This is a genomic window from Streptomyces spongiicola (assembly GCF_003122365.1).
Classification (GTDB): Bacteria; Actinomycetota; Actinomycetes; order Streptomycetales; family Streptomycetaceae; genus Streptomyces; species Streptomyces spongiicola.
The window spans coordinates 2,019,313-2,033,679 of record NZ_CP029254.1; the positions used below are offsets into that span (position 1 = coordinate 2,019,313).

At 72.7% G+C, this 14,367-nt stretch carries 9 protein-coding genes; 5 read left to right on the forward strand and 4 right to left on the reverse strand.

Annotated features, from left to right (window positions below; translation table 11 throughout):
* Positions 1 to 33: 33 nt before the first annotated feature.
* From DDQ41_RS08715 to DDQ41_RS08725, 3 genes are all read right to left on the reverse strand, one after another.
* Complete coding sequence (locus DDQ41_RS08715; protein WP_109293970.1) at positions 34 to 1,062, reverse strand: DNA-3-methyladenine glycosylase family protein; 1,029 nt, start codon at positions 1,060 to 1,062, stop codon at positions 34 to 36.
* 563 nt (positions 1,063 to 1,625) lie between these two features.
* The gene (locus DDQ41_RS08720) at positions 1,626 to 2,717 is read right to left on the reverse strand and encodes a mannose-1-phosphate guanylyltransferase (RefSeq protein WP_109293971.1); all 1,092 of its coding nucleotides are present in this window, start codon (positions 2,715 to 2,717) and stop codon (positions 1,626 to 1,628) included.
* A gap of 135 nt (positions 2,718 to 2,852) precedes the next feature.
* Positions 2,853 to 4,472, reverse strand: coding sequence for a peptidoglycan recognition protein family protein (locus tag DDQ41_RS08725; RefSeq protein WP_109293972.1), 1,620 nt, complete (start codon positions 4,470 to 4,472; stop codon positions 2,853 to 2,855).
* Between the two features lie 128 nt (positions 4,473 to 4,600).
* On the opposite strand from DDQ41_RS08725, the gene DDQ41_RS08730 reads away from it, so the two are divergent.
* The 4 genes from DDQ41_RS08730 to DDQ41_RS08745 all read left to right on the forward strand — a co-directional run bounded on the left by DDQ41_RS08730 (position 4,601) and on the right by DDQ41_RS08745 (position 10,935).
* A complete protein-coding gene (locus DDQ41_RS08730) occupies positions 4,601 to 5,353 on the forward strand; it encodes a TIGR03089 family protein (RefSeq protein WP_109293973.1) in 753 nt (250 codons plus the stop codon).
* Positions 5,354 to 5,812: 459 nt separating this feature from the next.
* Positions 5,813 to 7,090 (forward strand): LCP family protein, encoded by a 1,278-nt coding sequence (locus tag DDQ41_RS08735; protein WP_109293974.1) that lies wholly within the window; start codon positions 5,813 to 5,815, stop codon positions 7,088 to 7,090.
* A 232-nt stretch (positions 7,091 to 7,322) separates the two neighbouring features.
* Positions 7,323 to 9,062 (forward strand): LCP family protein, encoded by a 1,740-nt coding sequence (locus tag DDQ41_RS08740; RefSeq protein ID WP_109293975.1) that lies wholly within the window; start codon positions 7,323 to 7,325, stop codon positions 9,060 to 9,062.
* 49 nt (positions 9,063 to 9,111) lie between these two features.
* Positions 9,112 to 10,935: an LCP family protein gene (locus tag DDQ41_RS08745; protein ID WP_109293976.1), complete on the forward strand. Its 1,824-nt coding sequence runs from the start codon at positions 9,112 to 9,114 to the stop codon at positions 10,933 to 10,935.
* Between the two features lie 238 nt (positions 10,936 to 11,173).
* On the opposite strand, the gene DDQ41_RS08750 is transcribed toward DDQ41_RS08745, so the two are convergent.
* A complete protein-coding gene (locus DDQ41_RS08750) occupies positions 11,174 to 12,211 on the reverse strand; it encodes a glycosyltransferase family 2 protein (protein ID WP_109293977.1) in 1,038 nt (345 codons plus the stop codon).
* Positions 12,212 to 12,401: 190 nt separating this feature from the next.
* Between DDQ41_RS08750 and DDQ41_RS08755 the strand changes: the two genes are divergently transcribed.
* Positions 12,402 to 13,985, forward strand: a complete 1,584-nt coding sequence (locus DDQ41_RS08755) for an LCP family glycopolymer transferase (protein ID WP_435864011.1) — start codon at positions 12,402 to 12,404, stop codon at positions 13,983 to 13,985.
* Positions 13,986 to 14,367: the final 382 nt, after the last annotated feature.

The following is a 14,367-nucleotide window of genomic DNA, read 5'->3' on the forward strand; positions in this document are numbered from 1 at the left end:
CAGTCCCCACCTGGCCCGACGCCCGCCGGCCGCTCACAGCCTGCCGATGTCCCAGCGGGGCATCTTCGGCGTGCGGCGCGGCGGGCCCTGGCCGCCGAGGAGGATGAAGCGGGCTGCGCGGTGGCGCTGGCCGGCATACGGGGCGAGGAGTTCGAGCATCGCCGCGTCGTCCGCGTCCCGGTCTCCCGCGAGGGCGTAGCCGACGATGCGGGGCAGATGGAGGTCCCCGACGGTGATCGCGTCCGGTGCTCCGTTGCTGCGCTGGATGGTCTCGGCCGAGGTCCAGGGGCCGATGCCGGGGATCAGTTCCAGGCGCGCCATGGCCGCCCCGGGCTCCATCGCCGCGGCCTCCTCCATCCGGCGCGCCACGCGGACCGCCCGCAGCACGGTGGAGGCCCGCTTGTCGTCGACTCCCGCGCGGTGCCATTCCCAGGAGGGGATCATCGCCCAGGTGCGTGCGTCCGGCATGACGTGCATCCGGTCGGGACACGGGCCGGGGGCGGGCTCGCCGTACCCGCGAACGAGGAGACGCCAGGCGCGATAGGCCTCGTCCGTGGTGACCTTCTGCTCCAGGATCGACGGGATCAGGTTCTCCAGGACCAGTCCCGTACGGGTGAGGCGCAGTCCGGGGCGGCGGCGGTGGCTGGCCGCGACGAGGCGGTGGCGCGGCTCGAATGCGGCCGGGTCGTCCGTGTCCCCCAGCATCGCGGGAAGTTGTTCGAGGAGCCACTCGGCTCCGTGACCCCAGGCCTCGGCGCGGACCACGCCGCCCTTCGCCCTGACGCACAGCGTGCCGGGGCCCGCGGGCGTGCGGGTGGCACGCCAGACGGAGCCGTCCGGGGTCGTGCGGAACGTCGGGTCGCCCGGCCCCCGCCGGAGCGGCCCGAGCACCAGTGGGAGGTCAAGCGGCCCCGGGGGGATGTAGGTGCGCTCCCGGCCTCCGGCCTTCGCCCCGGGTCTGGGCCCGGGGACGGATCCCGGCCCGGGTACGGGTACGGCGATCTCGCCGCCGCGCACCGCGGTGCGGCTGACGGCGGGCCGGGGGGCGAAGCGTCCTGCCACAGAGAGGGTCCTGGGTGCCGGTGTGCCGAGGTCGGTACCGAGCCTAGGCGGTCGCCGTGCGGTTCCGCAGCGGGGCCTCGCGGCCGCCCTCGGGGCTGCCCTCGGGGCTGGGGGCTGCCCTCGGGGCTGCCGTCCGGCCCCGGACGGGAGCCCGACTACGGGTGGCAGCCCGGCTGCGGAACCGCCGGGGCGGTGCCCGAGCCGCCAGGTCGGTGCCGGGCTCTTGGCCGGCACCGGGCTGTCGATGCGGCGGGCTGTCCGTGCGGCGGGCCCGCCGGTGCCGGGTGTGCCCGGGCCCGGCGCGGGACGACCGGTCCGGGACGCCACCAGTTCAGGACGCCACCAGTTCGGGACGCCACCGGTCCGGGACACCGCAGAATGGGCACGCGGCAGGTTGGGCGCGGTCGCGGGTTGGGGACGGGCCGGCGGTCAACGAGCCGCGGATCCGCACGACCCGCCGGACTGCCCCGGGATCGCCGGTCCGCACGACCCGCCGGACTGCCCCGGGGTCGCCGGTCCGCCCGGGATCGCCGGTCCGGCTCGGGTGTCGGGCCCGTCAGCCGCTACCGGTCCGAGGAGAAGCGGATCGCGCCCGCCGGGAGGGTCGCGTCGCACCAGACCCGAACCCCGTCGCGCAGTTCGTTGTCGGCGCCGACGACCGCGCCGTCGCCGACGACCGTGTCCGTGAGGACCGTACGGGCGCCCACCCGCGCGCCCGCGCCGACGAGCGAGTCCGTGATCACCGCGCCGGCCTCGACCACCGCGCCGGCCAGGAGGGTGCTGCCGCTGATCCGGGCGCCCTCGCCCACGGCGGCGCCCTCCCCCACGACCGTTCCCCCGGTCAGCTTGGCGTCGGCGGCGACCTTGGCGGTCGGCAGGACGAGGCGGTCCCCGCAGCGGCCCGGCACCGCCGGGGACGGGGCCCGGCCGAGCACGAGATCGGCGGAGCCGCGGACGAACGCCTGCGGGGTGCCGAGGTCCAGCCAGTACGTGGAGTCGACCATGCCCTGGAGGTGGGCCCCGGAACTCAGCAGCTCGGGGAAGGTCTCGCGCTCGACGGACACCGGCCGGCCCTCGGGGATGCGGTCGATGACGGAACGGCGGAACACGTAGGCGCCGGCGTTGATCTGGTCGGTGACGATCTCCTCGGGTGTCTGCGGTTTCTCCAGGAACGCCGTGACCCTGCCGGTGTCGTCCGTGGGGACCAGGCCGAAGGCGCGCGGGTCCTCGACCCGGGTCAGATGGAGTGACACCTCGGCCCCCGAGGACCGGTGGGTGTCGACGAGGGCCCGGATGTCCAGCCCCGTGAGGATGTCCCCGTTGAAGACGAGCACCGGGTCGTCCGGACCGGACCGCAGCCGGGAGGCGACGTTCCGGATCGCCCCGCCGGTGCCGAGCGGTTCCGCCTCGGTGACGTACTCCAGATGCAGACCGAGCGACGAGCCGTCGCCGAAGTACGGCTCGAAGACTTCCGCCAGGTACGACGTCGCCAGCACGATGTGCTCGACACCCGCGGCGCGCGCCCGCACCAGCTGGTGTGTGAGGAACGGCACCCCCGCCGCCGGGACCATGGGCTTCGGCGTGTTCACGGTGAGTGGGCGAAGTCGTGTGCCTTTGCCGCCGACCAGAAGGATCGCTTCTTGGGCCTGGGTCAATGCCTTCTCTGCTTCCTGCTGGGGCCGGGCGATTCGTGCGTATGACCGGCCAGTGTATGCAGCCTGTGCGTACGTATGCGGCACCGCCGGACCAAACGGTCCGGCGGACGCGCGGTATGACGGCGGGTGGGGTTCTCAGCGGCCCTGGAGTCTGGCCGCGACCGTGCGGACCGTGCCGAGTCGGCCGTAGAGGAGGGCGCCCGGGCAGTCGGTGGGAAATCCGTCCCGGTGCCCGGAGATGACGTTGAGCTTTGCCTTCGCCCCCTTCGCATACCTGTTGCCGCCACCCGATGTCAGATAGGTCGTTGACATCGGGTCGCCCCCGAAGAGCCCGAGCTTCCACGCGGTGAGTTTGGCGATGGCGTCCACCGCGGCCCTGGGCGGGGCGGTCGAACTGTACGTTCCGAGCAGGGCGATTCCCATGCTGTTCGCGTTGAAACCACGGGTATGCGCACCGAGGACCGGTTTGACCACGCCTCCCGCTCTGCCTTCGTAGATGTTTCCGCACTTGTCGACGGCGAAGTTGTAGCCGATGTCACGCCAGCCGCTGCTCTCCACGTGGTAGCGGTAGATACTGCGCAGGACGGAGGCCGACTGGGCGCAGGTGAACCGGTTGCCCGTGGCGGTGTGGTGGACGAAGGCGGCCCGGACGGTCGTCGTGTAGACGAACTGCTTCTCGCGCAGCGCCTCGTCGGCGCCCCAGCCCTTTCGCGTGACGATGCCGGGCCGCGGTCCGACGTACGGCTGGGCGAAGCCGTACGCCATGGCCTGCGCCTCCGTCTCCGCCTTGGTCATCGGGAGGATCGCGTCGGCGCCGAGCGGCGCGAGGCCCGCGTTGACCGCGGAGGCCGCGGCGGACTCGGGTGTGAGTGACGCGGCGAGGGCGGGATCGAGCACCGTCCCCGGCGGTTCCTCGTACAGGCCTTCGCCGGGTACGGGGATCTCGGGCCTCTCCGGGCGGGGGTTCAGCAGCGCGGGATTCGGCGGCGCGGGCATCACCGGTACGGGCATCACCGGTACGGGCATCACCGGCGCAGGCATCACCGGCGCAGGCATCACCGGCGCAGGCATCACCGGCGCGGGCATCACCGGTACGGGCATCACCGGTACGGGCATCACCGGCGCAGGCATCACCGGCGCGGGCATCACCGGGCTGCCGGGCTGGGGGACTTCCGAATGCGGGACTCCCTGCCGGGGGCCGCCCGGCCGCGAAACCTCCGATAGCCCGTCGCCCGGGTCGACGAGTTCCAGCCGGAGGCCGCCCGGAAGGGGTGGCGTGGCGGAGCGGGGCGCACCCGGAGCCGGCTCGGGCCGGACCCGGACCGCGACGGCGTCCGAGGCACCGACCCACAGGGGAGCGGTCGCGCCGCGCACCGTGCCGGCGGCCCGCTCCGGGGAGCCGGGGTCCGGGGCGTGTTCGGCGTCGTGGTTCTCCACGTCCTGCCACTGCGACCACTCACCCGAACCGGTGGCGCGGGTGCGGACCTGGACGGAGGCGTGGAGTTCGCTGTCCGGGTCCTCCCAGACGACGCCCAGGAGGGAGAACGGGCGGGTCTCGCGCTGCGGCAGCCCCCGGACGGCCGCCGCCCCGCCGGCCGAACGCTCCTGGCCGGGCAGCGGGACCAGGGGCAACGACTGTGTCGAGCCCGGGGCATCCGGTACGCGGGACGCCGCGGAGGCCTGGGGGGCGAGCGCGGGGAGAACGAGGGCGGCGGTACAGGCGGCACCGATGGACGAGGCGAAGTAGGCACGCATGGCACGATCCTCGGGCGGCCTCGGGACACCCGCCCGCCGGGAACGCGGGGGCACGGTCGGCCCGTCCGGGGGACGGTGTCACCGGGACGGCGGCACCCGCGCGGCGGCCGCGGCGTACCCTTGCGCGGGTGAACGCCAGCGACCGCACCCCAGCCGACCTGCTGCGATCCGCGCTCGCCGCGGACCCCGCACGCCCTCTGGTCACCTTCTACGACGACGCCACCGGTGAGCGCGTGGAATTGTCCGTTGCCACCTTCACCAACTGGGTGGCCAAGACGGCGAACCTTCTCCAGGACGGCCTGTCCGCCGGGCCCGGCGACCGGCTCGCCCTGCTGCTGCCCGCCCACTGGCAGGCCGCGGTGTGGCTGCTCGCCTGCTCCTCCGTGGGAGTCGTCGCGGACGTCGGCGGCGACCCGGCGGCCGCGGACCTGGTCGTGAGCGGCCCGGACACACTCGACACGGCCCGCGCCTGCTCCGGCGAGCGGATCGCGCTGGCGCTGCGCCCGCTCGGCGGCCGGTTCCCGCAGGCGCCGGAGGGCTTTGTCGACTACGCGGTCGAGGTACCCGGCCAGGGCGACCGCTTCGCACCTTATGTACCGGTTGACGCCGACGCCGCCGCACTCACCGTCGCGGGCGCGGAGTTCACCGGGGCGCAACTCGTGGAGCGCGCCCGTGCGGACGCCGGCGAGCTGGGCCTGGCGCCGGGTTCCCGGCTGCTGTCCGGACGCGGGTACGCGACCTGGGAGGGACTGTCCGCCGGACTGTACGCACCACTCGCGTCCGGCGGCTCGGTCGTGCTCTGCCGGAACCTGGACCGGCTGCCGGCGGAGGACCTGGCGAAGCGAGTCGAGAGCGAGCGGGTGACGGGCACGGCGGTCTGAGCCGCGTCCTCCGGCGGTCCGACCCGCGGCCTCCGGCGGCCTGACCCGCGGCCTCCGGCCGTCCCGGCGCCCTCGCGTGACCGGCGGAGCGGGGCGGAGCGGGGCGGAGCGGGGCGGAGCGAGGCGCCCTCGGCCTTCAGGCGCCTGGCGCCTGGGTGCCCTGTCGGCGCACTCATGCCCCGCGTGGCCCCGGCCCGGAGCCGCCCACCCGGCCGGAAGCTCGGCCGCCCCCCATCTCCCGCCCCAACTCTCCCGCCCCGGCTCTCCCGTCCCAACCTCCCGAGCCATGCCGTCCGCACCGCCCTGACCTGCGGCGTCGGATGCAGAGTTCCGCGGAGTTCACCCGTTCGGCCCAGTGCGCCCCGGGCCCGCAGGCCACGGCGGCGGGTCCGGTGGATCATCGGCGGTGGGTACCGCGATCGCGCGATCGCGATCGACCACCGGGAGGACGGACACCACGTGACCGACAGCGCCGGCACGCCCCCCGAACCGGACGACACCGCGGACCGCGCCGCCGGTGACGGATCCGGTGCGGGCGGCGGGAGGCACCGGGGCGACCGGAGGAAGCGGACCGGGAGGGGGAGGAAGCGGACCGGGAGGGGGAGGCAGCGGACCGGAAGGAGGCGGCGGCGGAGCCTGCGATGGGCCGCGCTGGGCGTCTCGCTCCTCGTCCTGGTGGTCTCGGGTGTCGGCTGGTGGCTGTACCGCAGGCTCGAGGGCAACATCACGACGGACCTGACCGCCGTGGAGGAGCTGGAGCGCTACGACAGGGAGCGCCCGCTGCCCGCCCCGCACGGCGCACGGAACATCCTGCTCATCGGCTCCGACAGCCGCGCCGGCGCCGAGAACCGCAAGTACGGCCGGGACAAGGGCGTCCAGCACTCCGACACCACGATCCTGCTGCACATCGCCGGCGACCGCCGCAGTGTGACCGCGGTGTCCGTGCCGCGCGACCTCCTGGTCGACATCCCGAGCTGCCGCACCGCCCAGGGCACCCGCAACCCGGCCCGGCACGCCCAGTTCAACTCGGCCTTCGCCATCGGCGGGGCGGCGTGCACGATCCGCACCGTCGAGCGGCTCACGGGCGTCCGGATCGACCACCACGTGGTCGTCGACTTCCACGGCTTCAAGAGCATGGTCGACGCCGTGGGCGGGGTGACGGTGTGCCTGCCGGCGGCCGTCGACGACCGGGACGCCCGGCTGAAGCTGGGTGCCGGGAGGCACACGCTGGACGGAGAGCGGGCCCTCGGCTACGTCCGCGCCCGCAAGTCCCTCGGCAACGGCAGCGACACCGAACGCATGGACCGGCAGCAGCAGTTCCTCGGCGCACTGTTCGACAAGGTGCAGAGCAACGGGGTGCTGCTGAACCCGGCCCGCCTCTATCCCGTACTCGACGCGGCGACCAAGGCGCTGACCACCGATCCGGGCCTGGACTCCCTCAAGGACCTGTTCGACCTCGCCCGCTCGCTGCGCGGGGTGCCCACGGAGCGCGTGCGGTTCCTCACCGTGCCGCGCCGTTCGCACCCGTACGACCCCAACCGCGACGTCCTCGCGCAGCCGGCGGCGAGCCGCCTCTTCGAGCGGTTGCGGAAGGACGCACCGGTGCGTGTAGTGCCCAAGGAGACGACGACGAGCGCCAGCGGCGACACGGAACGTGACACCTCCACCGGGTCGCAGAATCCGTCCGCGACCCCCACGTTCTCCGGCACCAACGCCACGTCGGCCAGGTGCGGGTAAAGCACTGTCCAAAGAGTCACCGGCGGTCCATGTGGATTGAGTGGATTGCCCGGTTGTAAGGAGCGTGGAATTTGCCACGGACGTCGCCCCGCGCTGAACTGGGCGGATAGTGTGACGCGATCCGGTACATCCGGCCTCCCTGGCCGAGGACGCACACCACCGGACCGAGGAACCGAGCGTCTCCCGGGGGGAGGGGCGCCGCGCGTGGCACCGACGGAGGACTCAAGCAACCGTGGATGCGCAGAGCCGTGGGCAGGCGGACGACATCGACCCCGCCGACCAGTGGGTACTGAACCCGCAGACGGGTAACTACGAACTGCGACTGGACCGTTCCGCTCCGAAGCCGGCCTCCCCTCGCTCCGCCGCCGCCGCTTCCCGCGGAACCGCCCGTCGCCGCGCCCCTTCCGGTGCCGCTCCCGCGGCCGCCGACGTTCCGGGGCAGCGCGGCCGGCGCTCGGCGCGCGGCGGCAGCGCCCAGGGCGGCGACGGCGGCGGGCGCGGCACTCAGCAGACCGCGGCGGGTCGCCGGAAGCGCAAACAGCAGAAGAGCAGGAACAAGAAGAAGTCGGCGGCGATGTGGACCGGCGGCGTGATGGCCTGCGTACTCGTCGCCGGCTCGGCGTTCGCGTACTACCTGTACGAGCGGCTCAACGGGAACCTCAGCACGGTGGACGTCGGTGACGCCGGCTCCAAGGGGTTCAGCAAGGACGGCCCCGTCAACATCCTCGTCCTCGGCACCGACAAGCGCACCGGCGCGGGCAACGAGGGCTACGGCGACAAGGGCAGCAGCGGGCACGCCGACACCACGTTCCTGTTCCATGTCTCCGAGGACCGCACCAACGCCACGGCGCTGAGCATTCCGCGCGACCTCATCACCGACATCCCGGACTGCCCGACGAAGCAGCCCGACGGCTCGACCAGGATAATCAGGGGCTCCCAGGGCGTACGCTTCAACGAGAGCTTCGGCGTCGGGGGCCGCGACCCGGGGTGCACGATGCGCACGGTCAAGGAGATGACCGGCGTTCCGGTCGACCACTTCATGATGGCCGACTTCAACGCGGTGAAGACCCTCTCGACCGCCGTCGGCGGCGTGGAGGTCTGCCTGGTCAACCCGATCAAGGACCGGGAGTCCAAACTGGACCTGCCGGCCGGCAAGCAGAAGGTCTCCGGCGAGGACGCCCTCGCGTTCGTCCGCAACCGGCACGGCCTGGGCAACGAGAGCGACCTCGACCGCATCAAGCAGCAGCAGCAGTTCGTGGCGTCGATGATCCGGCAGATGAAGGAAGACACGCTGGGCAACCCGCAGAAGATGTTCGCCGTCGCGGAGGCGGCGACCCAGGCGCTCACCGTCGACAGCGCGATCGGGGACATTCCCAAGCTGACGGCGATGGCCCAGGAACTCGGCAAGATCGACATCAAGCACATCAGCTTCGCGACCGTGCCCGTGGTCGACAACACCGACGGCGCCACCGTCCTCCTCGACCAGGTCAGGGCACCGCAGGTGTTCAGCATGATCCAGAACGACATCTCCTTCACCGAGGTGAAGAAGAAGGAGTCGGCGGCGAAGGACCAGCAGGCCGCCCTGCTGGAGGGTCCGAGGGCCGACGCCTCCCAGGTCCGGGTCGACGTCTACAACGGCAGCGACACACCGGGGGCGGCGCAGAAGACGCTGAACTGGCTACAGGTCGAGAAGGGCGTGCTCAAGTCCACCAACAAGAGCAACGCCCCGGAGAAGAAGGACAAGACGACACTGGAGTACGCGCCGAACCAGGCCGACCAGGCCCGCAAGCTCGCGGACCTCATGGGTCTGCCCGCCACCGCGCTCCAGCCCGGCACGGAGGACGCCGGGGACACGGAGGCCATGATCCTCACGCTCGGTGCCGACTTCAAGGGCGCGGGGGTGCCCGTCACCGCACCGGCGAAGCCGCCGGTGGACAAGGTCGAAGCAGACAAGCAGGTTTGCGCCCAGTGACCCCGGAACACCGGGGCGCGCGGCGCGCCTGAAGACAGGGGGACCAGGGGTGGGAAGGAGCAGCGTGCAAGGGGAGGACACGCGGGAGCGTGTCGGGCACGCCGGGGAGCACGGCCGGGCGGGCGGCACCGGTGTGCGGGAGCGGGACGGTTCCGCCGGCCCGGACGACGACGGGGAGGGATCCCCACCGGCGGCACCGACAGCCGGGAGCGGCGGGCGGCCGCGTCCGCTCGGCGGCACCGACAGCCCGGGAAGGCCCGGCGGCCCGGGCGGCCCGGGCGGTCGACCCGACAGCCCGGGAAGACCCGGCAACCAGGGGAGACCCGGCAGACGCCGCACGCTGCGGTGGGTCGCCTGCGTGCTCTCCCTGCTGATACTCGGTACCGCGGGTGCCGGATACCTCTACTACGAGCATCTGAACGGCAACATCCGGACGGACGACCTCAACCTCGGCAAGAACGGGATGGCCGACCACAGGGTGAACGCCGCCGGCCAGACACCGCTGAACATCCTGCTGATCGGCTCGGACGCACGGGACTCGGCCGAGAACAAGGCGCTCGGCGGCGCCCGGGACACCTTCGACGGCCCGCCGCTGGCGGATGTGCAGATGCTGGTCCACGTCTCCGCGGACCGCAGCAACATGTCGGTGGTCAGCATGCCCCGCGACACCGTGCTGAAGATCCCGGAGTGCACGGACCGCGACGGCAAGGTGTACGAGGAGACCGGCTGGACGCTCACCAACGAGTCCCTCAGCCGCGGCGGCCCCGGCTGCACGGTGGCCACCTGGTACAAGCTCACCGGAATCACCATCGACCACTTCATGCAGGTCGACTTCGCCGGCGTGGTGTCGATGGCGGACGCGATCGGCGGCGTGCCCGTCTGCGTCAAGGACAACGTCTACTCGCGCAACAGCCGGGGGCAGGGCTCCGGCCTCAGGCTGGAGGCGGGCACGACCTCCGTCAAGGGCGAACAGGCGCTGCAGTGGCTGCGCACCCGCTACGGCTTCAGGGACGGCACCGACCTGGCCCGCACCGAGGCCCAGCACATGTACATGAACTCGATGGTGCGTGAACTGCGCAAGAGCACCAAGCTGACCGACCCCGCCAAGCTGCGGAGCCTGGCCGAGGCCGCCACCTCCGCGCTCACGGTCGACGGGGGCCTGGACACGGTGGCCAAGCTGTACGCCCTGGCCGAGGAGTTCAAGCAGGTGCCGACCGAGCGCATCACCATGACGACGATGCCCAACTTCTACAGTCGGCGCCCAGGTTTCGCCGGCAAGGTCGAACCCCTCCAACCGGACGCCGAGCAGGTGTTCCGCATGGTGCGTGAGGACATCCCGCTCGACGGGAAGGCGTCCAGGCGCACAACGCCCGCCGCGCCCGCCGCGCCTGCCGTGCCCTCGGCGCCTGCCGTGCCCTCGGCGCCTGCTGTGCCCTCGACGCCCGAGGACCCGGCCGTCGTGGCGGGCGAGATCGGTGTGCGGGTGCAGAACGGCACGTACACCGATGAGCTGGGGGCCGCTCGGGGACGGGCCGCGGAGATCGCGAGAGTCCTCACCGGCAAGGGCTTCACCCGGGCGACGGCCGACAGCCGGACCGATCCGCAGGACCGGACGGTGGTGTTCTACCCGAGCGCGGAGCTGGCGGGAGGTGCGCGGGCGGTGGCCAAGGCCGTCGGCCTGCCGGTCTCGTCGGTGACGCAGTCCAGCGATGTCTCGGGCGTGACGCTGGTGGTGGGCGCGGACTGGCGGGAGGGCGCCACGTACCCGGAGGACGCGGCCGGGGACGACACCAAGGCGCCGTCGTCGGCGAAGCCGCTCAACGCGGGTGACACCGGGGCCTGTATGGACGTGCAGCCGGGCTTCACCTGGTAGCGCGGGAGGGACGGGGGGATTTCCCCGGGGGACCCCCGCCCGCCCGGGTTCCCGTACGGTCCGTTCGGCACCCGGCCGACACCCGGCCGGCAACCGATACGGCGAACTGCCCCACCGTCGGAGCGGGTCCGTCCTCAACGCGGGTCCGCGGTCGGCGCGAACCCCTCGTCAACGCGAACCCCTCGTCAACGCGGGTCCGCGGCCGGCACCGGTCCACGGCCGGCGCGGGCCCGCGGTGTCAGCCCTCCCTCGGCGCGGTCACCGCCGGACGGCGGCTCCCGACGACCTTCTTCGCCAGCGACCGCGGACTCGTCAGGAAGCCGAAACCCCACGACATGTGCATCGTCGCCAGCGCCACCGGGATCCGGACGCGCGCCTTCCAGGGAAGTCCCTTCCCGGCCGGGACCGAACCCGCGGTGATCGCCGCGAGGTAGCCGGCCGGGATCACGAAACCGAGCGGGGTCAGAACCGCACCCACCACCAGGCCCGCGGCGATCGCGCAGACGGCGGCCGGCGGCGCGAGATAGCGGAGGTTGATCGAGCCGGAGTGGTATCGGGCGACGACATGGCGCCAGCGGCCGTAGTCCTTGTACTGCTTGGCGAGTGCCCTCACTGAGGGGCGCGGCCGGTACCGGACCCTCAGCTCGGGGGAGAACCAGATCAGGCCGCCGGCCTCGCGGATGCGGAAGTTCAGCTCCCAGTCCTGCGCGCGGATGAACTCCTCGTTGTAGCCGCCCTGCCGCTCCAGCGCCTCCCGGCGGAAGACGCCCAGATACACGGTCTCCGCGGGGCCCGCCTCACCACCGGTGTGGAAGGCCGCGTTGCCGACGCCGATCTTCGAGGTCATCGCGGCGGCGACGGCGTGCTCCCAGTCGTTCTCGCCCTCGGCGTGCATGATGCCGCCCACGTTCTGCGCGCCGGTCTCCTCGAGGAGCCGGACCGCCGTCGCGATGTAGTCCGGCGACAGCATCCCGTGCCCGTCGACGCGGACGACGACCGGGTGGCGGGACGCCTTGATCGCGGCGTTGAGCGCGGCGGGCGTACGGCCGGTGGGGTTGGGGACGGTGTGCACCCGGCCCCACGGGCTCGCTGCCGTCTCGCGCACCAGTTCCGCGGCGATCTCGTCGGTGCGGTCGGTCGACGGGCCCAGCGCGATCACCACCTCCATCTCGCCCGCGTACTCCTGTTGCAGGATGTGGCGGACGGCGTCGCGCAGATGACGCTCCTCGTTGAGGACCGGCATGATCACGGAGACGGCGGGCGGGGCGGCTGGCATGGGTTCCTCGGGGTCCGGGAGAGGGTGTCCCCGGGAGACAACGGCCTCGGGGAGACAGCGGCGTCGCCCGCCACGTTACCGCGAACGGGGGACACCGATGCGCGCCTCCCCCCGGCCTCCCCGTGCCGCAGATCGTATGGGCCTACGGTGCTCAGGATCACCGGTCTGCTGCCCCGCGGAGGTGCCCCTCGTGCCCACACCGCCCCGCTCGCCCCGTCCGCGACCGGCGGCGGGCCGCCCCGGACCGGTTCCCAGACCGGCGGCGGGCCGCCCCGGACCGGAGGCACGGCGCCGGGGCGGGACGGCGCAGCGCCGGGGGACGGCGGGGAGCGGCCGCCGGGGGCCGGCCCCGCGAACACGCGGGCGGGGGCAGGCGGAACGGCCCCGCTGGGGGATGCGGATGGTGACGACCCTCTCGGTGCTGGTGCTCGGCGTGGGTGGCATCGGTCACGCCCTGGTGACAGGGCTGGACAGCGGCATCGGCCGGGTCGATCCGTTCAGGGACATGAAGAACCGCCCGGCACACGGCAACGGGATGAACATCCTGCTCGTCGGTACCGACGGCCGGGACACGATCACCGAGGAGGAACGCCACAGGTACCGGCTGGGCGGAGCCCCCTGCCGCTGCACCGACACGATCATGCTGGTGCACGTCTCCGAGGACCGGGAGCGGGCGAGCATCGTGAGCCTGCCCCGCGACTCGTACGCGGAGCTCCCCGCCCACACGGACATGACCACGGGCGAGAAGCACGGCCTGCACGCGGTGAAACTGAACGCGGCGTACGCGGAGGGCGGGCCGGCGCTGACCGTTCGGGCCGTGGAGGACCTGACCGGAGTGAGGGTCGACCACTACCTCGAGGTCGACTTCCGCAGCTTCATGAGGACCGTCGACGCGATCGGGGGGGTGGAGGTCTGCACCGCACGGCCGCTGAAGGACAGCCACTCCGGCCTCGACCTCAAGGCGGGCACACACCGGCTCGACGGCGCGCAGGCACTGCAGTACGTGCGGGCCCGGCATGTCGACGGGGCGGCCGACCTGGGGCGGATGCAGCGCCAGCAGCGGTTCGTGGCGGCGCTGGTGCAGCAGGCCGCCAGCAGCGGGGTGCTGCTGAACCCGGTGAAGTTCCGCCAGGTCAGTACCGCGGCGCTGAACTCCGTACGGGCCGACCGGGGCTTCGGCACCGACCAGCTCCTCACCCTGGGGAAGGCGATGAGGGGCTTCGCCCCGGCGTCGACGGAGTTCGTCTCCGTCCCCGTCAAGGACCCGAGTTTCCCGGTGAAGGGTGTCGGCTCGACGGTGAAGTGGGACCCGGTGAAGGCGGAGCGGCTCTTCCGGGCCCTACGGGAGGACAGGCCGCTCGCCCCGGAACGTCCGCGGGCGGCCGCGTCCGCGCCCCCCGCCGAGGTCGTCGACGTCCCACCGCGGCAGATCCGGGTACAGGTCTACAACGGGACGCAGTTGGACGGACTCGGCTCCCGGGTGGACTCAGCCCTGCGGGCGACCGGCTTCGACACGACGCGCACCCCGCTGAACGGCGGCAAGCGCGATGTGAAGCGCACCTTCGTCACCTACGACCCGCGCTGGGACCGCTCGGCGAGGTCCCTGGCGGTGGCGCTGCCGGACGCCGAGCTGCGCCCCGTGCAGGGCCATGGCCCGACGCTCCATGTGACGGCGGGCTCCGGCTTCACCTCGGTGACCCCCGTCCGGGGGGAAACCCCCCGGCCCAGGGGCGCCTTCGGCGCCGTCACCGGCGACGAGGTCCTCTGCCGCTGACGCCTCGGCGGCGAGGACGGCCGCGGGCGGGCGGCGGAGCCCTGGGTTCGACAGAATTCCCATCACCTAGAGTCACAAGATGAGGTCTGACCAGGGAGGATGCACTAGGTCATGGAGAGGGGGCGTGTCTCTAGGCTCTGACATTCTTGCTGGTCAGCGCGGTGATGACCGCCAAGGGCCCCTAGATGCTGGGGCGTTGCAACCACGCTATCCGATCACATAGCGGGTTTCTAGCCCCATCGCGCTACGCCGAGGCAAGCCCGCAAAAGTGGCGAAAGGTGATGAATCACCCTCGAATCTTGTGGCATTGTCAGAGAATCATGCCTCTCTCGCCAACTCCTTGACCAGCGGGAATGTCAGCGCCTAGAGACACGGGCAATTC